Annotated in this window: 19 protein-coding genes, 1 tRNA gene and 1 pseudogene; 10 read left to right on the forward strand and 11 right to left on the reverse strand. The window is 66.2% G+C overall.

The genetic code is table 11. From position 1 onward, the window contains the following. The first annotated feature begins 5 nt into the window (after positions 1 to 5). Positions 6 to 1,130, forward strand: a complete 1,125-nt coding sequence (locus tag WKR98_RS20785) for an ABC transporter permease (RefSeq protein ID WP_124690686.1) — start codon at positions 6 to 8, stop codon at positions 1,128 to 1,130. 21 nt (positions 1,131 to 1,151) lie between these two features. On the opposite strand, the pseudogene WKR98_RS20790 reads toward WKR98_RS20785, so the two are convergent. The 6 genes and pseudogenes from WKR98_RS20790 to WKR98_RS20815 form a co-directional block, all read right to left on the reverse strand. Continuing rightward, positions 1,152 to 1,352: pseudogene (locus WKR98_RS20790) on the reverse strand (type II toxin-antitoxin system mRNA interferase toxin, RelE/StbE family); the annotation flags it as partial. Further along, the gene (locus tag WKR98_RS20795; protein ID WP_341434572.1) at positions 1,324 to 1,602 is read right to left on the reverse strand and encodes a type II toxin-antitoxin system RelB/DinJ family antitoxin; all 279 of its coding nucleotides are present in this window, start codon (positions 1,600 to 1,602) and stop codon (positions 1,324 to 1,326) included. The pseudogene WKR98_RS20790 and the gene WKR98_RS20795, both read right to left, overlap by 29 nt. Before the next feature lie 57 nt (positions 1,603 to 1,659). Beyond that, positions 1,660 to 2,520 carry a spermidine synthase gene (locus WKR98_RS20800; RefSeq protein WP_238160145.1) on the reverse strand — a complete coding sequence of 287 codons (861 nt, stop codon included), beginning with the start codon at positions 2,518 to 2,520 and terminating at the stop codon, positions 1,660 to 1,662. 36 nt (positions 2,521 to 2,556) lie between these two features. Beyond that, the gene (locus WKR98_RS20805; RefSeq protein WP_124690687.1) at positions 2,557 to 2,985 is read right to left on the reverse strand and encodes an RcnB family protein; all 429 of its coding nucleotides are present in this window, start codon (positions 2,983 to 2,985) and stop codon (positions 2,557 to 2,559) included. Between the two features lie 232 nt (positions 2,986 to 3,217). Beyond that, a complete protein-coding gene (locus WKR98_RS20810; protein ID WP_124690688.1) occupies positions 3,218 to 4,246 on the reverse strand; it encodes an aromatic ring-hydroxylating dioxygenase subunit alpha in 1,029 nt (342 codons plus the stop codon). A 7-nt stretch (positions 4,247 to 4,253) separates the two neighbouring features. After that, positions 4,254 to 5,417: an ABC transporter substrate-binding protein gene (locus WKR98_RS20815; protein ID WP_124690689.1), complete on the reverse strand. Its 1,164-nt coding sequence runs from the start codon at positions 5,415 to 5,417 to the stop codon at positions 4,254 to 4,256. A gap of 143 nt (positions 5,418 to 5,560) precedes the next feature. Between WKR98_RS20815 and WKR98_RS20820 the strand changes: the two genes are divergently transcribed. From WKR98_RS20820 to WKR98_RS20830, 3 genes are all read left to right on the forward strand, one after another. Continuing rightward, positions 5,561 to 6,466, forward strand: a complete 906-nt coding sequence (locus WKR98_RS20820; RefSeq protein WP_124690690.1) for a LysR family transcriptional regulator — start codon at positions 5,561 to 5,563, stop codon at positions 6,464 to 6,466. A 72-nt stretch (positions 6,467 to 6,538) separates the two neighbouring features. Beyond that, complete coding sequence (locus tag WKR98_RS20825) at positions 6,539 to 8,344, forward strand: alkaline phosphatase D family protein (RefSeq protein WP_124690691.1); 1,806 nt, start codon at positions 6,539 to 6,541, stop codon at positions 8,342 to 8,344. Positions 8,345 to 8,485: 141 nt separating this feature from the next. Next, positions 8,486 to 8,869, forward strand: coding sequence for a hypothetical protein (locus WKR98_RS20830; RefSeq protein WP_124690692.1), 384 nt, complete (start codon positions 8,486 to 8,488; stop codon positions 8,867 to 8,869). 21 nt (positions 8,870 to 8,890) lie between these two features. Here the strand turns inward: WKR98_RS20830 and WKR98_RS20835 are convergent, their stop codons facing one another. The 3 genes from WKR98_RS20835 to WKR98_RS20845 are packed head-to-tail and all read right to left on the reverse strand — an operon-like array spanning position 8,891 to position 14,539. Beyond that, positions 8,891 to 11,233: a sulfatase-like hydrolase/transferase gene (locus WKR98_RS20835; RefSeq protein WP_124690693.1), complete on the reverse strand. Its 2,343-nt coding sequence runs from the start codon at positions 11,231 to 11,233 to the stop codon at positions 8,891 to 8,893. A gap of 14 nt (positions 11,234 to 11,247) precedes the next feature. Continuing rightward, entirely contained in the window at positions 11,248 to 12,369 is a 1,122-nt protein-coding gene (locus tag WKR98_RS20840; protein ID WP_124690694.1) for a formylglycine-generating enzyme family protein, read from the reverse strand. After that, complete coding sequence (locus WKR98_RS20845) at positions 12,356 to 14,539, reverse strand: sulfatase-like hydrolase/transferase (RefSeq protein WP_124690695.1); 2,184 nt, start codon at positions 14,537 to 14,539, stop codon at positions 12,356 to 12,358. Before WKR98_RS20845 ends, WKR98_RS20840 begins: the two co-directional genes overlap by 14 nt. A 194-nt stretch (positions 14,540 to 14,733) precedes the next feature. On the opposite strand from WKR98_RS20845, the gene WKR98_RS20850 reads away from it, so the two are divergent. The 3 genes from WKR98_RS20850 to WKR98_RS20860 are packed head-to-tail and all read left to right on the forward strand — an operon-like array spanning position 14,734 to position 17,590. After that, positions 14,734 to 15,402: a response regulator gene (locus tag WKR98_RS20850; RefSeq protein ID WP_124690696.1), complete on the forward strand. Its 669-nt coding sequence runs from the start codon at positions 14,734 to 14,736 to the stop codon at positions 15,400 to 15,402. Then, positions 15,402 to 17,240 carry a sensor histidine kinase gene (locus tag WKR98_RS20855; protein ID WP_124690697.1) on the forward strand — a complete coding sequence of 613 codons (1,839 nt, stop codon included), beginning with the start codon at positions 15,402 to 15,404 and terminating at the stop codon, positions 17,238 to 17,240. Before WKR98_RS20850 ends, WKR98_RS20855 begins: the two co-directional genes overlap by 1 nt. Positions 17,241 to 17,257: 17 nt before the next feature. Then, complete coding sequence (locus WKR98_RS20860; RefSeq protein ID WP_341434573.1) at positions 17,258 to 17,590, forward strand: YdcA family protein; 333 nt, start codon at positions 17,258 to 17,260, stop codon at positions 17,588 to 17,590. Positions 17,591 to 17,693: 103 nt separating this feature from the next. Here the strand turns inward: WKR98_RS20860 and WKR98_RS20865 are convergent, their stop codons facing one another. Then, positions 17,694 to 17,969 (reverse strand): hypothetical protein, encoded by a 276-nt coding sequence (locus WKR98_RS20865; RefSeq protein WP_341434574.1) that lies wholly within the window; start codon positions 17,967 to 17,969, stop codon positions 17,694 to 17,696. A gap of 297 nt (positions 17,970 to 18,266) precedes the next feature. On the opposite strand from WKR98_RS20865, the gene WKR98_RS20870 reads away from it, so the two are divergent. The 3 genes from WKR98_RS20870 (at position 18,267) to WKR98_RS20880 (ending at position 19,775) form a co-directional block, all read left to right on the forward strand. Continuing rightward, positions 18,267 to 18,548: a DUF3892 domain-containing protein gene (locus tag WKR98_RS20870; protein WP_341434575.1), complete on the forward strand. Its 282-nt coding sequence runs from the start codon at positions 18,267 to 18,269 to the stop codon at positions 18,546 to 18,548. A gap of 73 nt (positions 18,549 to 18,621) precedes the next feature. Beyond that, positions 18,622 to 18,960: a hypothetical protein gene (locus WKR98_RS20875; protein ID WP_341434576.1), complete on the forward strand. Its 339-nt coding sequence runs from the start codon at positions 18,622 to 18,624 to the stop codon at positions 18,958 to 18,960. A gap of 110 nt (positions 18,961 to 19,070) precedes the next feature. Then, positions 19,071 to 19,775 (forward strand): tyrosine-type recombinase/integrase, encoded by a 705-nt coding sequence (locus tag WKR98_RS20880; protein WP_341434577.1) that lies wholly within the window; start codon positions 19,071 to 19,073, stop codon positions 19,773 to 19,775. 72 nt (positions 19,776 to 19,847) lie between these two features. Here WKR98_RS20880 and WKR98_RS20885 read toward each other — a convergent pair. Then, positions 19,848 to 19,924: transfer RNA gene (locus WKR98_RS20885), tRNA-Met, on the reverse strand. Positions 19,925 to 20,038: the final 114 nt, after the last annotated feature.

Raw genomic sequence — 20,038 nt, forward strand, 5'->3', positions numbered from 1 at the left:
CCGACATGCTCGCACGCAAGACTCTCATCCACGAATGGCCGCGTTTCCTGCCCGCGGTAGTGGCGGTGGCCTTCTCGGGCCTGCTGCTGCTGGCCCAGGCCAGCCTGGTGCTGGGCATCTTCGGCAACGCGGCGGTCTACATCACCGCGTCGGACGCCGACATCTGGATAGGCTCGCCCGGTACGCAAAGCATCGACCAGGGCCTGCCGCTGAACCCCGACATCGAGATGCCCCTGCGCATGGACCGCGGCATCGCGGCGGTGGAGCCCTTCTACCTGCGCTCGGCCGAATGGCGCAGCCCCGAGGTGCATGGCGGCATGAGCGTGGCCGTATCCGGCGTGGACGTCCGGCCGGGCGGCATGCTTTTTTCGCGGCTCCTGTCGCCCGACCTGCGCGAGCGCCTGGCCGAGATCGGCACCATCGTCGTGGACCGCGCCGACCTGCACAAGCTGGGTACGCGGCAAGGCGGACAGGCCACGCTGAACGGCCATCCCGTACGCGTCATCGGCGTCATCAGCGGCCTGCGCGCCCTGGACGGCGCCAACGTGCTGGCCTCGTCCGATACCGCGCGGCTGATCAGCACGCCGGACGAAGGCGACCTGCCCACCTACTTCGTCGCCAAGGTGCGCGACCCGTCGGAAGCCGAAGCGGTGCGCGAGCGGATCGCGAACCAGCGCAGCTTCGGCGCCTACGAGGTCTGGAGCAGCAAGGAATTTTCCAAGAAGACGCAGTTGTACTGGCTGCTGCAAACGGGCGCCGGCGCCGGCGTACTGTTCCTGGCCGGCGTGGTGTTCCTGGCCGGCGCCGCCATCACCAGCCAGACCCTGATCGCCGCCATCGCCGGCTCCATGCGCGCCTATGCCACGCTCAAGGCCATGGGCGTCAGCGCCTCGTCGCTGCGCACGGTGGTATTGAAGCAGGCGTTCGGCGTGGGCGTGACCGGCACCGCGCTGGCCGCCATCCTGTGTGTCGTCCTGCTCACGATCGCGCGCGGACAAAACGTGCCGGTGCGCATGACGCCCGTGGTGGCCGTGGTATGCGCCATCCTCGTCATGGCGATCGCGCTGATCTCGGGATTGTTCGCGGTCCGCCGGCTGCACCGCGAGGATCCGGCGTCGCTGCTGCGCTGATCAAGCGGCAAGGCCGCTTGATCCTGGTAACGGATGATCTAGCCATTCGGGGGGAAGCGGACCCTCGTTGGCGATGAGCAGCACCATCGCCTCCTTGAGTCGATTCATGTCGTACCGGCCAGAATGCGACAGGCGCTGCCAATCCTTCAGGAACTCCTTGGTGTAGTCCGACGCGCGCGGCAGATTCGCCCGCTTACTTGCGGCTGGCTTCTTCGAGGTCATTCATCAAGGCGTCAGGGGTTGCGAAACGAGCGCGGCGAGTCTTGATGATCTTGTCGGCCTCGGCCATGGCAGCTCTGCTGCCGGCATTCGGCGCCTTGATCGCAAACGGCAACTCCTGGTCGGCGACGACGCGAGTCAGGAAGACGCGGATCGCATCCGAAAGGGTCAGACCCATCGATGCCAGCGTTTCCGTGGCCTGCGTCTTGACATTCTCGTCCACGCGGACGTGGACCATGGTGGTAGCAGCCATATTGGCCTCCGCAACGACTGTTGAGATACATTGTATCTCGGATAGCCGTTGATTCCATCAGTCGCGCAGCGGCCGCGCGTCCCGCTGCCAGTCGGGGCGGGTCGAGAACATTGGCAGCAGGCGATCGGGATCGACGCCCATGGGGGCCAGGGCCGGTTGCAGCGCGCGGGCACGCGCCGCCACGACGTCCTGGCCGGGCAGCGCGCCGGCCGACGCCAGTACGACCCGATTGGCGCTGCGCAGGTTGTAGAACGGCCCGAACACCTCGGCATACGTCGCCGATTCATTCGCGTACGAATCGCTGGACGCGAACGTGTTCGCCGCCAGCACGCCGTCGGGCCGCAGGATGGATCGCACCTCGCGGATGAATTCCACCGTCGACAGATGCCTGGGGATGTAGGTCTCGTCGAAGGCATCGAGCATGACGATGTCGTAGCGGTCGCCGCGCCGGGCCGCCGCCTGCACGAAAGCACGCCCATCGGCCACTTCCACCCGCATGGACGGCCCGGTCCGGAAGCCGAAGAAACGCTCGGCCACGCGGGCCACGGCGGGATCGATCTCGACCACGTCGATGCGGGCCCGCGGCACGACCTTGGCCAGCGCCATGGGCAGGCTGCCGCCGCCCAGGCCGATCACCAGGATGCGGCGCGGATCCGGATGCAGGTACAGCGAAGCCATCATCATCCGGGTGTAGTCGAACAGCAGTTCCTCGGGCCGCGCCGGCAACTGGCAGGTCTGGCGCCCGGGCGCCTGCACGCTGCCGAATTTCATGCAGCGCTCGCCCCGAGACTCGTAGACGACGATGTCCTCGAAGGCCGATTTTTCCGTGTGGAGGATGGTCTGGGCCGACAGCGGCGTCGCCGCCGCCAGCGCCAGGACCGCCACGCGCGCCGCGAGGCGCGTATGCCGCATGGACATGGAATCCCGCTCCAATGTCCTTGCGGACAGGGGTGGTCAGTTGTTGAGGATGATGCTGGCGATCACGCCGGACGCGATCGCGACCAGCAGGTACTCGGACCCCATGCGCACCCACTGGTAGCCGGGCTGCGGCCTGTAGAGCCGATGGGAGTGCCAGTCGTTCACGACATAATAACCGCCGCGATGGTAGTTGGGCAGGCGGTCGCCGCGCGCCCAGCGGTGCGGCGGAGGCGGCGCCCAGCCGCGATGGACGACGCGCGGCGCATCGCGGTAACCGTCGCGATAGCCATGGCGGTAGTCGCGGTCGCGGCGGCGATCGTCCCAGCGGCGATGATCGCCCCGGTCGTGCTTGTCGTAATGGCCGTGGCCATGGCCGCGGTCCCAACGGTCGCCCTTGGCCTGGGCCGCAGCGCCCAGGGCGAGGCCGGCACAGGCCATCGCTATCACCAGCGTCTTCTTGATCATGATGTCGTTTCCTTCTAACCCGCCGCCTCCTGTGCCACCCCGCACGGGGTGGGCGAGCACACTTGGCTTTCGGCAAGCTGACTGTACACCGCGGCAATATTGATACATTGCTACATACGTAATCAAACGTATGTCCGCGCCGACTGGCGGCCGGAATCCCCTGGCGCGGCGCGGGTGGGGCGATGTTGCAATCAGCCGGGCGAACCGTTCCTGCGGCGCGACACCGCGGCGCTCAAGCCGTCGGGCCGCCCTCCTGCGCGAGCAACTGCTTCAGGACCCGGCGGATACGGATCGAGCCCGTGTCGGTGGCCAGCAGCACCGGCTGGGCGTCGAACAGGTCGACGGCTCCCAGCAGCCGCTGCTGCGCCTCGATGACGGGCTTGTCCTCTTCGACGAACACGCGCGTCATCAGCGCATGCCGCAGCCGGGTCATGTCCTCGTCGTCCTGCCGGTATTCGCGCGTCAGCCAATACCAGTAGTGGGACGACGTGCGCGTTTCGGGCGTGACGATGTGGGCATTGAAGGTCCGCAGCCCCTGCTCCGGCGGCGCGCCCATGGGCGTGACGCTGATGTCCAGCTTGAGCAGTCCGGCGGGACACCAGGTCACGCGATTGACGAAGTCCACCGGCACGCCGGGTTGCGGCAGGAAACGGTCGTAGACCGGCGGGGCCGGCTGGCCCTGGCTGCGCAGCTCGATGACCACCTCGGTGCCCTGCTCGGACACGACGGGACGATTTTCGACGAAGGCCCCGCCGCCCAGCGTGGTCGCGTGCAGGTACTCGACATGGCTGAGATCGGCGACGTTGTCGACGATCAATTGGTAATGGCAGGCGGACGGCATGGCGCCGCGCGACTGCGCGGTGGCGGGCACGCGCGCCATGTGGCTCAGATCGGGCACCCGGGCGGGGTCGGCGGCGTCCGGCGTCCCCATCCAGATCCACAGCACGCCGTCGCGCTCGGCCATCGGAAAGGCCGGCACGCTGGCCTTGGCCGGAATGGCGCCGTGCGGGTTTTCCACGCAGCGCCCGTGGGCATCGAAACGCAGACCGTGATAGATGCAGCGCAGCGTGTCGCCCGCCAGCGTGCCGCGGCTGAGCGGCGCCACGCGGTGCGGGCAGCGGTCCAGCAGGGCGACGGGCGCACCGTCCTGCTGGCGGAACAGCACCACCGGCTGCTCCAGGAAGGTGCGCGGCAGCAGCGTCCCGGCGGCAAGCTCCTCGCTCCAGCCCGCCATGTACCAGCAATTCCTCAGGAACTCCATGCCATCCTCACGACATGCGGCATTGCGCGTGGAAACTGTCCTTGGCGTCGGACAAGGGCTTGGACACGGTCTTCAGGCTGACCCGCCCCTGGGCATCGCGCGCGGCCACGAACATGTAGAAATCCTGGATCGGATAGTTATTGGTGTTGAAGCGGAAGTTGCCGCGCACCGACTTGAAATCGGCCGCGCGCAAGGCCTTGCCCAGGGCCTGCTTGTCGTCCAACTTGCCCCCGGTGGCCTTCAGCGCCGAGCCGATCAGCCGGGCGGAGTCGTAGGACTGCGCCGCGTACTCGGACGGAATGCGGCCGTACTTCGCCTCGAAGGCCGCGACGAACTGCCGGTTCTCGGCGTTGGGCAGATCCGGCCCCCAGTTGCTGCTGTTGAACACGCCCAGCGCGGCTTCCTTGAGCGCGGGCAGATTGGTGCCGTCGGCCGCCGCGTTGGTCAGCAGCGGGATCTTGCCCAGCAAGCCCGCCTGGCCGTAGGCCCGGACGAAAGCCACACCGTTGGCGCCCGGGTAGAACGCATAGACGGCGTCCGGCCGCGCGGCCGCGATGCGGGTGATCTCGGCCGAGAAATCCAGTTGGGCCAGCGGGGTATAGATCTCGTCGGCCAGCGGCTGGCCGTAGTTGCGCTTGAAGCCGGCCACGAAATCCTTGCCGGCCTGGTAGTTGGGCGCGAGCGCGATCACGCGCGCATAACCCTGCTGTTTGGCATAGGTGCCGCTGGCCTCGGCGAACTGGTCGTTCTGCTTGGCCGCCGAAAAGAAGAAAGGCGTACAGGCGGACCCGGCCAGGGGCGACGGCCCGGCATTGCCCGACACCATGAACACCTGCGCCGCGGCGAACCTGCGGGCCACCGCCATCGCCACGTTCGAGAAGGTCATGCCGGCCACCAGCGCCACTTTCTCGCGCTCGATCAACTCGTCGGCGATCTGCGTGGCGACCTCGGGCTTGAGCTGGCTGTCGCGGCGCACGATGGCCACGGGAATGCCGCCCAGCTTGCCGCCTTCCTGTTCCACCGCCAGCATGAAGCCGTCGTACATGTCCTGGCCCAGCATGGCCTGCGGACCGGACAGCTCTCCCATGAAACCGATCCTGACCTGGGCCTGCGCCCCCGAGGCCAGGCACGCCCAGGCCAGCGCCGCGGCCAGCGGATATCTTGCTTGCATGCATCATCTCCTGTCGGCGCGTGGCGCCTCGTTCTTGGATGGCCCCGGAACGGGGCTCAGCCAGCAATCTACCGGCACCGACAGAATTTCAATAGCAAATATTTTCAATATCGACTATTTGATTTTCGGATAATATCCGCCGCATGAAGACCGACCTGAATCTGTTGCGCGTGCTGGTCGCCATCTACGACACCGGCAGCGTCAGCGCCGCCGCGCAACGCCTTGCCATGAGCCAGCCGGCGGCCAGCGCCGCGCTGTCGCGCCTGCGCGGATCCCTGGGCGACCAGTTGTTCGTGCGGCGCGGCTCCCGCATGGAAGCCACGCCGCGCGCGCAGCACATCATTGCCCGCACGCGCGAGGTCATCCAGGTCATCGACCACGAGATCCTGCCCAACCCCGAGTTCTCGCCGGCCCGTTTCGACGGCGAACTGACGCTGTGCATGAGCGAGATCGGCGAGGCGGTCTTCCTGCCCGCCCTGTACCGGCGCATCCGCGCCGAGGCCCCCGGTGCGCGGCTGCGCACCGTCGGCCTGCTGCCGGCCGAGCTGGAAGGCGCCCTGTACGAAGGCCGCGTCGATTCGGTACTGGGCTATTTTCCCGATCTGCAATCCCACTTCATTTTCCAGCAGCGGCTGTATTCGCACGACCTGACCTGTCTCGTGCGCCAGGCCCATCCGCTGCCCGGTCCGCGCATGACGCTGGACGAATTCCTGGGCATGGACCACGTGCTGGTGCGCGACGACGGGCGCAGCCAGGAAATGTTCGAGCAGGAACTGGCCGCCCGCGGCATCGAGCGCAAGATCGCGCTGCACACCTCGCACTACATGAGCCTGGGCACGCTGATCAACGACAGCGACCTCATCGTCGTGCTGCCACGCGCGGTGGCCGAGCTGCACGTGCGCAGCGCCAACGCGCGCATCATCGAACCGCCCTTCCCCATCCGCCGCTACGACCTCAAGCAGTACTGGCACCGACGCTTCCACGACGACCCCAAGAGCATCTGGCTGCGCGGGGTCATCCAGCGCGTGCTGGGGGAACCGGCGCCCTAGCCGATCGTTCACTTCGTTGTCACCTGTGGCGGGTAGGCTGCCCGGCGTCTCCCCCACGTGAACACGACGAACATGACCGATACCCTTGCGCGCCGCCGCTTCCTGCGCGGCGTCGCCCTGGGCGGCGCCGGCGCCGCCTCTACCCTGGCCCTGGCCGCCTGCGGCGGCGGCGACGACGACCATCCCACCGACGTCAGCTTCACCCACGGCGTGGCCAGCGGCGATCCGCTGGCCGACCGCGTCGTCATCTGGACCCGCGCCGTCCCGGCCGGCGGCGGCGACGTCGACATCGAATGGGAAATGGCCACGGACGAGGCCTTCAGGAACATCGCCAAGAACGGGTCGGCCAGCGCCCGCGCCGACCAGGACCATACCGTCAAGATCGACGTCACCGGCCTGGCCGCGGGCACGTCCTACTGGTACCGCTTCAAGCACGAAGACAAGGTTTCCGGCGTCGGCCGCACCCGTACCCTGCCTACTGGCTCGGTCAAGCAGGTCAAGCTGGTGGTCTTCTCCTGTTCCAACTACCCCGCCGGCTATTTCCACGTCTATGCCGAGGCGGCCAAGCGCGGCGACCTGGATGCCGCCATCCACCTGGGCGACTACATCTACGAATACGGCCGCGACGGCTATGCCTCGGAACAGGCGCAGGCCATGGGCCGGCCGTCCGAACCGGCCAACGAGATCGTGTCGCTGGCGGACTACCGCCGCCGCTATGCCCAGTACCGCAGCGACCCCGACCTGCAGGCGGTTCATGCCGCCCTGCCCTTCATCGCCGTCTGGGACGATCACGAGATCGCCAACGACACCTGGGAAAACGGCGCCGAGAACCACCAGCCCGACTCCGAGGGCGACTTCGCGCTGCGCAAGGCGGCCGCGGTGCGCGCCTACCACGAGTGGCTGCCCACCCGTCCGCAGTCGGCGCCCAACGTCATTTACCGCAGCTTCGACTTCGGCAACCTGCTGTCGCTCCACATGCTCGACACGCGCGTCCTGGCTCGCGCCCGGCAGTTGTCCTACGCCAGCTATTTTGGCGCGCTGCTCGGCAGTCCCGACCCCGCGACCGGGCTCGCGCAGTTCGCCGCCGCGTTCACCGCCGACGTCGCCGCGCCCGATCGCCAACTGATGGGGCAGGCCCAGACCGCCTGGCTGCGCGATCGCATGGCCTCGTCGAGCGCAACCTGGCAGGTCCTGGGTCAGCAGGTGCTGATGGCGCCGGTGCACCTGCCCATGCCGGTCCTGCTGGGCCTGCTGGCCTCCACGGGCCAGTTGGGCGACGTCGAGATCCCCGCCCAGTTCGCGATGGACCCCGCGGCCTACGCCCGGCTCGTCGCCCGGCAGCAGGCCGGCGATCCGACCCTGACGGCGCAGGAACGCGCCATCCTGGCCATGCCCTGCATCCCGTACAACCTCGACTCCTGGGACGGCTACTGGGCCGCGCGCGAGACCGTGCTGGGCATGGCGCGCCAGTTGGACAAGAACCTGGTCGTGCTGGCCGGGGATACCCACAACGCCTGGGCCAGCGACCTGCGCGACAAGGACGGCAACGCCGTGGGCGTGGAGTTCGCCGCGTCGTCGGTGACCTCGCCCGGCTTCGAGGAATACCTGGGCGACGGCGTGCCGCCGGCTCAACTGGCTGCCCTGCTGACCGGCCTGGCCAACCTGTCCACCCTGCCCGCGGGCAACAAGTGGGCGGGCAGCCTGAAGTACGCCGACACCAGCCTGCGCGGCTACATGGTCCTGACCGTCACGCCCGAGCGCATCCGCGCCGATTGGCAATACGTCGACACGGTGCATGCCCGCGGCTATCGCGCATCGTTGGGCCAGAGCCTCGCCACGCTGCCGGGTGCGGCCAACCGCAAGCTGGTCGAACTCTGACCGGCAAGGCACCAGGACAGGGTCCCGGACGCGCCGTCATGGTGCGTTCCGACCCGTATTTGTGCATCGCAACATTTTCCTGGCGATCCGGTTTTTCAGGCGCTACCATCAAGGGAATCCATCAGGATTACCCGAGCTGCGATGCACAACGAAACCCGCTCCACCCTATTGTCCGCCGCCATTGCCGTCCGGTCCGAACTCCAGTTCCATTACCACGGCGCCACGCGCATAGCCCATCCCCACAGCCTGGGCGCCACCACCGACGGCACGCTGGTCGTGATCGCCTGGCAGCTCGATGGCCGCTCGGGCGATCCACCCGGCTGGCGCCTGTACAACGCCGACAAGATGAATCGCCTGGCCCGCACGGGCCGGCGCTTCGAACCCCTGCCGTCCCCGCCCTACAAGCTGGCCGGACTGATCAGGACACCGTACGAATCGCCGTTCGACGACGACCATCCCTTCGACCTGCCGCCGTTGGCCGGCCAGCAGCGCAAGAGCCGTGGCAGGTGGCTGAGGACGATCTGAGTCCTCGGCCACCGCGCACGCTCAACCGGCCACGCTCAGCTTGCAAGCCTTGCCCATGTTGGTCTGGATGATGGCGCGATCCGCGGCATCAGTCTTGCCATCGTGGTTGAAGTCGTACCAGCTGGACTGCGCAACACCTTCGTGCAGGTTCAACTGGCTGAGCTCCGTCCAGTTGTCCAGGTCCTTCTGGTCGACCACGCCATCGCGGTTGCCGTCGCCTGGGCAGTTGAGCGTGTCATAGCTGTAGTTGTAGGCCGCCACCTGGTCGCGCTTGTCCATCTCGGCCTTGAGCGTGGCATAGGCCTGCTGCGCCTCGCCGTCCAGCGCGGCGGTGATGGTGGGCGTACCCGTGGCGATGGCGCTGCCGCTGCGGTCCAGCGTGGGGTTGGGAACGGCCATGTCGATCCGGTACAGCTCGTCGGTGTTCTTGTTTTCCACGTACGCCGAGTTGACCGGATTGGCGGTATCCACCGTATAGGTCTTGCGGTTCAGGCGCACCAGCTTGTAGCTGCCGTCGCTGACGGCCTTCTGCGAATCAGGCAGGATGTCCACGGGGTCGTCCGCCTCCAGGGCCTTGCGGTAGGACAGCACCTGGCCGCATTGGCTGAAGCCTTCCGCGGGCACGCCCGCCAGTCCGGAGTCGGCACCGTACCAGACACCGCTCTGGTCTTCGCACAAGGCCTTGTTCGGGAAGATGGTGAAGCAGACGTTGGCGGCCTCCACGACGCAGGGCTGGGGCGTGATGTCCGTGGCCGGGTTGATGAAATTGGTGCCCATCTCGGAGAAGTTCAGGGTACGGATGGCGCCTTGGTCGGGGGTGGTCAGGTAGGCCAGCATGGGCTGGGCATCCACCGGACGGTTGGCGGGTACGGTGGCCTTGACGTCGGCGCCGGCGATTTCGGCGAACAACTGGTACAGGTCGGGCGAACTGACCTGATGCGGCACTTCCCGGCCCGGCTCCTTCACGATGGGGCCGGCCACCAGCAGGGGCACCGACACACCGGTCTGGTAGGGGAAGCCCTTGGCCCGGGTGGGATCGAAGCGGCCCGGCGCGGTGAACTTCACGCTGTTGACGTAGGTGCCGTTGTCGCCCATGACGACCACCATGGTGTTGGTCTTCTCCGGCTGGTAGTTCAGCGTGCCGTCGTCGTTCCACGTGGCAAGCTCCAGCTCGACCAGCAGGCGGCCGATTTCCTTGTCCATGGCCTCCACCATCAGGTTGGTGACGATGTGGTCGTCGACCAGGGCCGTGATCTGGCCCGGCGCGCCCTCGATGTCGCTGGCAGGCGAGCACAGCAGGTTGTCGTTGCGGCCCGGCGTGGATTCCGATACCAGCGACAGGGGCGGCACTTGCAGCGGCGCGTGGATGGCGGAATAGCCGACCGACATCATCCAGGGCTTGTCCTTGGACTGCTTGCTGGCCCAGGCCGCGGCGCGATCGGTTTCCATCGTGCTGCGGTAGCCGCGCGCGGACGGATCGGTGGCCGTGACCTTGCGCGAACTGCCATCGGCCCAGCTCTGGATGAACTCGCCGGTGTAGTAGCCGTTCTGCGCGCTGAAGTCGATGTAGCCGGGCCGGGTGCTCTGGCAGGACTGGCCGGGGTCGAAGATGCCGCCGCGCTCCATGCAGCTGCGGCCGGGCGTGACGATGTCGCTGCTGCGGGCAATGGACTCGCAACCGCCCGTGGCGAAATAGCACGCGCCGCCATCGGCGCCGTTGACGGGATCCATCGTCGTGTTCGACACGAAGCCGCACTTGTAGGTACCTTCGGCCACGGTGGCCAGGCCCGCCCGCGTATCGATCGGATAGGGCGCGCCGTCCAGATAGCCGTCGAAGTAGTCCCAGCCCAGCTTCCACATGGTCTGGTGGCCATAGGGCAGGTTGGCGGCGGTGCCCAGGTCGGAGCCGGTCAGATGCATCTTGCCGATCAGCGCGCTGGTATAGCCCTGGGTGCGCAGGAGCTTGGGCAGCGTGACCTCGTAGGGCGAGATTTCGGAGTTGGCCAGGTCGGTGGACACCACCGCGTTCAGGATGTTGGTGCTGGACGGGTAGCGGCCCGTGAAATAGGTGGCGCGGGTGGGCGTGCAGGTGGGCATGGCCCAGGCATTGCGGAACTGCAGGCCAGCCTTGGCGATGGCCGTCAGGTTGGGCGTCTTGGGCGGCACCGCGCCGCCGTAGCCGTAGGAGGTCAGCTGATCGAGGCCGAAGTCGTCGATCACGATGAACAGGATGTTGGGTTTCTGCTCCGCCTGCGGCGAGGGCTTGGCGCCGCTATCGTCCGAGCAGCTCGACAGTAGCAGCGCGGATGCGGCCGCGGCCGCCGCGCACAGGATGATCGGTTTGCCGCGCGCTATCGTTTTCATGCTTGTTCTCCCTCTCAAGTCCTGACCAGCCGGAATCCCAGGTGGGACATGGGGCTGTAGGGGTCGGAGCCGCGCCGGGCGCTGGGCCGGTACGACAGGCAGTAGTCTTCGTTGCACAGGAACGAACCGCCGCGGATGACCCGCTTGGGCGCGTCGAGCGGAACACCGGGCTCGCCGGGATCGTAGGAGTCGGCGGGCCCCTGGGGGTTGTCGATGGGATGGACCGGCAGCCTGGACTGCTGCACGAAGTAATCGGCGCGATACCAGTCGGCCACCCACTGCCAGGCGTTGCCGGTCATGTCCAGCAGGCCATAGCCATTGGGCGGGAAGGTGCCGGCCTCGACCGTGCCGGCCGCGCCGCCCGCGCGCGGGCTGACCACGGGAAAGCGGCGCTCGCGCACGTCCCAGTAGTTGGCCTGGCGCGCGCCGTCCAGCAGCGGCTCGTCGCCCCAGCCATAGGTGGCCTGTTCCAGGCCGCCGCGCGCGGCGAATTCCCATTCAGCCTCGGTCGGCAGGCGCTTGCCCGCCCACTTGGCATAGGCCAGCGCATCGGCATGGCTGACCTGGACCACCGGGTGGCCGCCCTTGCCCTCGATGGAACTGCCCGGCCCCTGGGGATGACGCCAGTCCGCGCCCGGGACGTAGCGCCACCAGCGGGAATAGTCGTCCAGGCGCACGGGCCGGTCGGTGCCGACGAACACCATGGCCCCGGGCACCAGCACGTCGTCAGGCGGGCGCGGGGTGCCGGGCGGCAGTTGCACGCGCACGCTTTCCCAGTCCGGCTTCTGCTCGGCGGTGGTGACATAGCCGGTCTCGTGCACGAAGCGGGCGAACTGGTCGTTCGTGACGTGCGTGACGTCCATCCAGAATCCCGGAACGCGCACCTCGTGCGTGGGGCGTTCGTTGGGATAGGCCAGCTTGTGGTCGCTGCCCATCAGGAACACCCCGCCCGGCACCCAGGCCATGTCCTTGGGCGTCTTGATGCCATCGCCCAGGACGACGCGCGGCTTTTGCGCGGGACGGCTGCGCCAGGCCTGCCAGCCCAGGACGCCGCCTGCCGCGGTACCCGCGGCCGCCAGGGCCACGCCGCCCACCAGCAGGCGCCGGCGGCTGTTCTTCAGGTCAATAGATGCCATGGCTCTTGGGGCAGGTCTTGCCCAGGTTGTTTCGAACGATCTGGCCATCGGCGTCGTTGGTGCGCCCATCGAGCACGTTGGCGATCACGAAGTCGTAGACGCTGGACAGGCCCCAGTCCCGGGCCAGCCGGCTCCAGTTGGACAGGTCCTCGGCATCGACCACGCCGTCGCGGTTGCCATCGCCCGGGCAGTCAGGATCGGCAGCCAGCATGTCGTCGAGCTTGGCGCGCAGGTCGGCATAGGCGGAGCTGGCCTCGGCAGTGGCCGGCGGCAACAGGTTGCGATCGGGCGTGTCGAGCAAGGGCTCAGGTGCGGCCTGGTCCACCTCGTACAGTTCCTCGGTCACGATCGTCGTACCGCTGTCGCTCGCGCTGTCGTAGGCCTGGCGGGTATTGCGGACCAGCTTGTAGCGGTCGTCGCGGATCGCCGCCGATATCTCGGGCAGGATCTCGAGCTGATCGCGGTCGGCCTTGTAGAGCGCCTGGTTGACGCTCCAGCACGAGCCGTAGCCGGCTCCTCCGTTGGGAATCACCGAGGGATCGTCGTAGCCGGCGCCCCACCACGTGCCCTGGTTGTCCTCGCACACGCTCTTGGAGACGGGGATCTGGGTGCAGCTCGTATTGATCACGCAGGCGCCGTTGCGTCCGCCCTCGGCCTGCTGGTTGTAGCCGCCGATGGTGAAGTTGACGGTGCGCAGGCTGGGCTGGTCGGGGTGGGTCAGGTAGGGCAGGATGGCCACCGAGTCGATCGTGCGCGGGACCGCCGCGTGCGCGTCGATGCCGGCCACCTCGCCGAAGAACTGGAACAGGTCCACCATGTTGACCATGTGATCGACCTCGCGGTCGGGCTGCGCGACCTGGGGCCCGGCAATGATGAGCGGATCCCAGACGCCCGTCTGGTAGGCCGTGCCCTTGGCCTGCGAACCGCTGAACGGCAGCTTGACCGCCGAGCCCAGCGTGCCGTTGTCGCCCACGATCACGATCACCGTGTTGGCGGCCTTCGGGTCGTACTGCAACTGGCCGTCATCGCTCCGGCGCGCCAGCCCGGTCTCGACCAGCAGGCGGCCGAACTCGGTGTCCAGGGCCTCGGTCATCTGGTCCTGGATGCGGCGGCCGGTCAGCGTGCCGTTGCAGTCCCAGCCGTCGGCCGTCGCGTTGCCGCTGGCCGGCACCAGGCTGCGAGGCGGCTGCTGCCAGGGCGTATGGGCCGCGCTGTAGCTGACGGTGGCCATCCACGGCCGCGACGACGGACGCGACTTGATCCAGTCGATGGCGGCATCGGTTTCGATGCGCGTGCGATAACCGCGCGCACGCGGGTCGCTCAGCGGAACTTCCGTGACCTTGCCGCCGTCGATGATCACCAGCGGCGACACGTAATACGCGTTCTCGCGCTCGAAATTCAGCGTGGCCGGCGCCGTGCCACAGCTCTCACGGGGCACGAAGATGCCCCCCGCGGACAGGCATTGCAGGCCAGCCGCGTCCTGCAGGGGCGAGGTGCGGCTGACCGTCGTGCAGCTGTTGTCGGCCTGGTAGCAGGCCCCCGTGTCCGCGCCGCCGGCGGCCTTGCCCGGCACGAAGCCGCAGGCATAGGTCTTCTCGGCCGCGATGCCGCCCGCGGTCGAGTCGATCGAGCCGGGCAGCCCGCCGATCCAGCCGTAGAAGTGGTCCCAGCCCAGCACGCTGGGCGTGGCGTTGCCGGCCTCGTTGTTCTCGGGGCCGGCCAGGTGGAACTTGCCGAACATCGCGCTTTCGTAGTTGGCCCGCTTGAGCAGCTTGGGCACCGTCACCTCGTACGGCGACACCTGCGAATTGGCGAGATCGTTGGGCCCGATGGCCTGATAGATGCGGGTGCGGGTCGGGTAGCGGCCCAGGAAAAAGGCGGCCCGGCCCGGCGAGCACTCCGGCATCGACCAGGTATTGCGGAAGCGCACGCCGGCCGAGGCGACCGCGCCGATGTTGGGCATGCTGGGCGCGGTGGCGCCGCCATAGCCGAAGGCGGCCATCTGGTCGATGCCCACGTCATCCATCACGACGAACAGGATATTGGGCGGATTGGCATCCGGCCCCTCGGCCTGGCCATCGCCGCTGCTGGACGAGCCGCCGCCGCAGCCGGCCAGTCCCGTGACGGTGGCGGCTCCCACCGCCGCCAGGCGCTGGATGTATCTTCTCATTGGTATTCCCCCAGGACTCGCGCAGTCGATCGCCGCGATGGGCGCATCTTAGTCACGCCTGGGCCGCCGGTTGAATACCATGTACATGGTATGGTCGGCGCGGTTCCCTCTGCGATACTTGCTCAATCGAGAAATGCGCACTCGCCATGGGCCGACGGGACGGCCGCGGCGGCAGTGCGGCCAGGAGATCTGCAATGACGACGGGTCCGCTCAGGATTCTGCTGACCGAAGACGATGGGCCCATACGCGAGCGCCTCGCCCGCATCATCGGCGAATGGCCCGAGGCGGACCTGTGCGCGGCCTGCGCCAACCTCGAGGAAACCCTGATCGCCATCGGCGCCAACGAGATCGACCTCCTGATCACCGACCTCAACCTGCCGGACGGCAGCGGCATCGACGCCATCCGCTTCCTGGCCAAGCGGCAGCCCAAGGCCGAGGCGATGGTCATTTCCATCCTGGCCGACGAGCGCTCCGTCCTCGACGCGATCGAGGCGGGCGCCGCCGGCTACCTGCTCAAGGATGCCGACTCCATCGACCTGCTCGACGCGATCCGGGACGTCATGGCCGGCCGCTCGCCCATTTCCTCGCGCATCGCCCGCGTCCTGGTCCGCCGCCTGGCCGAACAGGGGCATGTGGCCAGCGACACGGCGCAGGCAGCGGACAAGCCCTCCCTGACCGAACGCGAGATGGACATCCTGTGGGGCATCGCCAAGGGCTACACCTATGGCGAACTGGCCGACAAGCTCGCCATTTCCCGGCAGACCGTTCCCGTTCACATCCGCAACATCTATCGCAAACTGCAAGCCACCAACCGTTCCGAAGCCGTCTTCGAAGCCTCGCGGCTCGGGCTCATCAAGCTGTGATGGGACTGCGCGCAGGCCTGTCGCACGATCATGGAAGACTGCTCGCCGGGATCGTCCTGATCGCGCTGATCCTGGCGATCGGCGCGCTGCCCCACCTCGTGGACACGTCCCCGCCACCGGACGCCCTGGCGATCACCCAGGCCCGCTTCATCCAGGAAGGGGAAAGCCCGGAACAGACCGTCCCCCTGCCCCATCAATGGATGCCCGAGACGCTGTACGAGCTCACGACCGGCAGCTATCGCCTTTCCTTTCACCTCTCGGACGTGCCCGACGAGTCGATGTTCCTGTTCATCCCCGCCGTGCGCCATCGCGTCGAAGCCTGGGTGAACGGCCGGAGAGCGGACACGGCGCCGGATACCGTGTGGTCGACGCCCACCAGCGGTTATTCCTTCCTGGCGCGGATTCCCGACGGCGCGATTCACGCGGGCGACAACGAAATCCTGCTGCGGCAGACCCGCAAGATCGGATGGCTGCCGGGCCGCCTTTCCCAGGTCAGCGTGGGAACCGCCGCCGCGGTCATGCCCGCGTACCAGTTGTCGAATTTCCTGATCGAGGAAATCCGCGCCATGACCTTCGCCCTGCACATCGCCCTGACGATAGGCATCGCCAGCATCTGGACCGCCCGCAGGCACGACCCGGTCTTTGGATGGCTGGCCGCGATGTCGGTCACCAGCATCCTCGTCGTTCTTGGCCAATCCCCGCACGCCCCGCTGGGCACCTTGCAACAACTCCAGACGATCTCGCTCGTGTCCGCCGTCGGCCTGATGGCGATCGGCATGGCCCTGGCCATCGTGGGACGGCGCCGCCCCAGGCAGTTGCTGCCGGCCGTCATCGCCGTTCCCGCCTTCCTCCTGGTCCTGGGACAGACCGGGCTGGTTCCGTTTCCGGTGATCGGACTCCTGAGCGCCTGCATCACGCTGACCGCCTATGTCGTCGCCGCCGGCATCCTGGCGCATCAGTTCGCGCAGGACAGGAACTGGGATGCCGCCATCATGGTGGGCCCCTGCGCGCTGACGGTCTGGTTCGGCGTGCACGACATCCTCGTGGTGACCGGACGATACGACGATCCTTTCCTCCTGGCCTCGTACGCCCGCACCTTGATGCTGCTGGCCATCATGGTCATCCTGATGAGCCGGCTGGCCCGCAGCCTCAACAGCCTGGACCACGCCAACGACACGCTCCGGCAGAAACTGGCGGCGCGGGAGACGGAGCTGGGACTGCTGCACGAAAAGGAAAAGGTCCACGCCAGCCAGATGGTGCGCGAACAGGAGCGCCAGCGCCTGATGCGGGACCTGCACGACGGGATGAGCGGCCACCTCGTCGCCATCATCGCGCTGGCCGAACGCAACCAGGAAGGCGGCCACGCCATCGAGCGCGCGGCCCGCGCCGCGCTCGACGACCTGCGGCTGGTGGTCCATTCCCTGGACCTGGGCGACGGCGACCTGGGCGTGGCCCTGGCGGCCTTCCGCGAACGGCTGGAACCGCAATTGCGGCGCCTGGGCATCGAATTCCACTGGTCCACCGAGAAACTGCCCGCGGTAACCGGCGTCACGCCCCAGAACGCCCTGTCCGTGCTGCGCATCCTCCAGGAAGCCGTCACCAACGCCATCCGCCACGGGCCCGCGCGTCGCCTGGCTATCGAAGGCAGGACGACCGAGGACGGAATGGCGGCGCTATCGGTGTTCAACGATGGCGGCCGGCCGCTCCAGGCCGGCGCGGGGAACGGGCTGCGCAACATGCACCGCCGGGCTCGCGAGCTGGGCGGGCGTGTGGCGTTCACGATGGGAGAAGATGGCGCGCGGCTGTTGCTGGTGCTTCCGGCGCGGTTGCCGGAATGAGCAGACCGCAGCCGCGCATGAAACAGATCGCATGCTTCGCCTTGGCCATCGGCAGCCTGCTGGCCTGGCCCGCGGCAGACGCCGCGAACCAGCCATGCTCCGGCCGCAAAGGCGGCATCGCCCAGTGCGACGGCGACACGTTCATCTGCAACGACGGCTCGATCAGCGCCTCGAAGAAGTCCTGCCAGGCGACCTTCGGCGGCAAGCAGGGACTGATGGCGGCGCCAAAGCGGGCCGCGCCGGCCGCGGACGGATCATGCAATTGCCGAAGCGGGACGTACTGCACGGGCCCCCGCGGCGGGGTGTACTGCCTCACGGACAGCGGAAACAAGAGCTACCGAAGGAAGTAGCGCGATGCGGCGAGCCAAGTGCTGAAAACAAAACGGCCCGCATTGCTGCGGGCCGTATCAATTCTTGGTGGCGCATCCCTGATTCGAACAGGGGACCTGCGGATTATGATCCCCACAAGCCATAAATAGACAGCAAAATAAAGTCTTTTAAATCACTAACTTGCAGCACCATCCAAGCTTTACTGCAAGCCGAAATTATACTTTTTTGTGCCCATTTCTTCCTTTTTAGGCACGTTTTGGTCACACGCCCTGGACCCGAGTTTTCACTTGACGCGTCGCCGTCGCGACGGCCGGGCCGGCCGATCTGAAAATCCACAAGAGGATTTCCGCCGGTCGTGACAAGATCATTCAGGTCGTCTTCTTTCGTTGAAGCGACCATGAAAAAGCTCCCTACCCTGATCTTCTACCTGAACCTCCTTACCGCCTATCTGACACCAGCGGCGCCAGGCTTGGCCACCGCCTGGCGCATCCTGCATCCGCAACTCGCTGGGTGCCTGTGCTGTCGCCACACGATGGCGAACCGAAGCAATGCGCTGAGGAGCGCTTCGTAGTTTTGAGCGCGACAAGTGCGATCCTTGGGGTTGGGTTAACGACGACTACCTGAAAGGTTAACCAGCATTGCGGCTATGTAACAAAAATATACAGACTTCTATCTCCACACCATTGGAGACAAGTGATGGCTCAAAACGCTGAGATCAAGTGCATCAACAAGGTTCCGCGCAACGATCCGAACGAATCGATCACGCACGTGGGGGGTTACGGCTCCAGCCGCTGGAAATTGACTCTTGCAGACGCGATCGGGAGGATCGAGCGAGGTGAGTGGAATTTCTATGTTTCGGTTGATGGCCGGACCGTCTGGGTCGAGGTAGCCACCAGCCGCGGGGGAAACAAATACCTGCGCACTCAACCCGACGCGACGCAGAAAAACAACCTTCTGAGCTTGCCTGAATGCCCCTGAAGCAGGGAGCGAGGACCGCCAGACCTTCGCGGACCTCGCTCCACGTTGGGATAGCAGTGGCAGCAAAACTAGAATGGTTGTATTTGATGGTCAAAACTTACCCGGGGGCCGTATGGTCGAATTCACGCTGAAGCCCGATGGAACTCTGCTACCAGCACTCCAGCCCGACGATATTCGCATCAATTTGCTGGAGGTCGCGACTATTTCGATTTCGGATGGCGATGGAAAACGCACAGTATCCGGCGAATACCACGATGGCAGTAGCTTCAAAGTCACCATTGATCGTATCAACGAGACCTTCACTGCCAATCTTAAAGGCGGTCTTACGGAGGTCTCTGACTCCACCGACAAGTCCTCGTGCGTGCTAACCCTCCTTCCGAAGACCCGTCTGGTTTCTAAGCGAACACACTAGACAACAAAAAGCCCCGGCGCGTTTCCACGCCAGGGCTGAGCTTCGACAAGCCCCCTGTCCCACTGGACGCGATCCAGCCTGTTCACATCGCCAAGTACATCCGCTGGCGGATGAAGCAAGCGGCGGATTGGTACAAGGACAAAGGCCAGCCGGTTCCTCAGAACGCTGGCCATGTAAGAGCCAACAGGGACATCGCCCTCTTTAGCACCATCTTCAACTATGCACACGAGGTGGGTCTCACCAGCGCACCGAACCCGGCTCAGGGGGTGCGGAAGAACAAAGAATCTGATCGAGATGTGTACGTCGAGAACGGCCTATACAAAGCCGTCTACGACAAGGCTGATCAACCCTTGATGGACGCCATGGACGTGGCTTACCTCACGGGTCAACGCCCCGCAGATACCCTGAAGCTCTCTGAAGACCACATCATCAATGGGCAACTGGAACTTCAACAAGGTAAGACGAAGAAGAAGCTACGTATCCAGATCATCGGCAAATTGGCACAGGTGATCGAACGGATCCTAGCCCGTAAGGCCACCTACAAGGTTGCCAGCAGAAAGCTGATCGTGAACGGGCAGGGGCAAGCCCTGGGACGTGAAGCGCTTCGCAGCCGTTTCGATAAAGCACGAGAAGCAGCCAACATCCGGAAGTCTGCATTTCAGTTCCGGGGTCTTCGAGCTAAGGCAGGTACGGATAAAGCCGAATCGTCCAAGGACATTCGACAAGCTCAGAAGCAACTTGGGCATGCCTCGGTGGCCATGACCGAGACCTATGTCCGCAAGAGGAAGGGGGATGTGACGACGCCCACGGAATGAATTTTGCGGAATAACGCCGTTTTTGCGGAACAAAACAAAAGTGCCCACTTACGTGGGCACCCTTGTGAAATTTGGTGGCGCATCCCTGATTCGAACAGGGGACCTGCGGATTATGATTCCGTCGCTCTAACCGGCTGAGCTAATGCGCCAAAAAAGCCAAGACCGCGATTATATACAGTCAGGAAACGGGACGCAAATGGACAGCCATGCCCAGACCAGGGCCCCTGAAGCACCCAAAAAAATGGCCCGACAGTAAACTGTCG

The organism is Pigmentiphaga sp. YJ18 (assembly GCF_038066655.1).
Lineage (GTDB): Bacteria > Pseudomonadota > Gammaproteobacteria > Burkholderiales > Burkholderiaceae_B > Pigmentiphaga.

Bases quoted from the DNA above. Each gene is read 5' to 3' on its own strand.
- WKR98_RS20785 (WP_124690686.1), top strand. From the start codon at position 6: ATGCTCGCACGCAAGACTCTCATCCACGAATGGCCGCGTTTCCTGCCC.
- WKR98_RS20795 (WP_341434572.1), bottom strand. From the start codon at position 1,602: ATGGCTGCTACCACCATGGTCCACGTCCGCGTGGACGAGAATGTCAAG.
- WKR98_RS20800 (WP_238160145.1), bottom strand. From the start codon at position 2,520: ATGTCCATGCGGCATACGCGCCTCGCGGCGCGCGTGGCGGTCCTGGCG.
- WKR98_RS20805 (WP_124690687.1), bottom strand. From the start codon at position 2,985: ATGATCAAGAAGACGCTGGTGATAGCGATGGCCTGTGCCGGCCTCGCC.
- WKR98_RS20810 (WP_124690688.1), bottom strand. From the start codon at position 4,246: ATGGAGTTCCTGAGGAATTGCTGGTACATGGCGGGCTGGAGCGAGGAG.
- WKR98_RS20815 (WP_124690689.1), bottom strand. From the start codon at position 5,417: ATGCAAGCAAGATATCCGCTGGCCGCGGCGCTGGCCTGGGCGTGCCTG.
- WKR98_RS20820 (WP_124690690.1), top strand. From the start codon at position 5,561: ATGAAGACCGACCTGAATCTGTTGCGCGTGCTGGTCGCCATCTACGAC.
- WKR98_RS20825 (WP_124690691.1), top strand. From the start codon at position 6,539: ATGACCGATACCCTTGCGCGCCGCCGCTTCCTGCGCGGCGTCGCCCTG.
- WKR98_RS20830 (WP_124690692.1), top strand. From the start codon at position 8,486: ATGCACAACGAAACCCGCTCCACCCTATTGTCCGCCGCCATTGCCGTC.
- WKR98_RS20835 (WP_124690693.1), bottom strand. From the start codon at position 11,233: ATGAAAACGATAGCGCGCGGCAAACCGATCATCCTGTGCGCGGCGGCC.
- WKR98_RS20840 (WP_124690694.1), bottom strand. From the start codon at position 12,369: ATGGCATCTATTGACCTGAAGAACAGCCGCCGGCGCCTGCTGGTGGGC.
- WKR98_RS20845 (WP_124690695.1), bottom strand. From the start codon at position 14,539: ATGAGAAGATACATCCAGCGCCTGGCGGCGGTGGGAGCCGCCACCGTC.
- WKR98_RS20850 (WP_124690696.1), top strand. From the start codon at position 14,734: ATGACGACGGGTCCGCTCAGGATTCTGCTGACCGAAGACGATGGGCCC.
- WKR98_RS20855 (WP_124690697.1), top strand. From the start codon at position 15,402: ATGGGACTGCGCGCAGGCCTGTCGCACGATCATGGAAGACTGCTCGCC.
- WKR98_RS20860 (WP_341434573.1), top strand. From the start codon at position 17,258: ATGAAACAGATCGCATGCTTCGCCTTGGCCATCGGCAGCCTGCTGGCC.
- WKR98_RS20865 (WP_341434574.1), bottom strand. From the start codon at position 17,969: ATGGTCGCTTCAACGAAAGAAGACGACCTGAATGATCTTGTCACGACC.
- WKR98_RS20870 (WP_341434575.1), top strand. From the start codon at position 18,267: ATGGCTCAAAACGCTGAGATCAAGTGCATCAACAAGGTTCCGCGCAAC.
- WKR98_RS20875 (WP_341434576.1), top strand. From the start codon at position 18,622: ATGGTTGTATTTGATGGTCAAAACTTACCCGGGGGCCGTATGGTCGAA.
- WKR98_RS20880 (WP_341434577.1), top strand. From the start codon at position 19,071: ATGAAGCAAGCGGCGGATTGGTACAAGGACAAAGGCCAGCCGGTTCCT.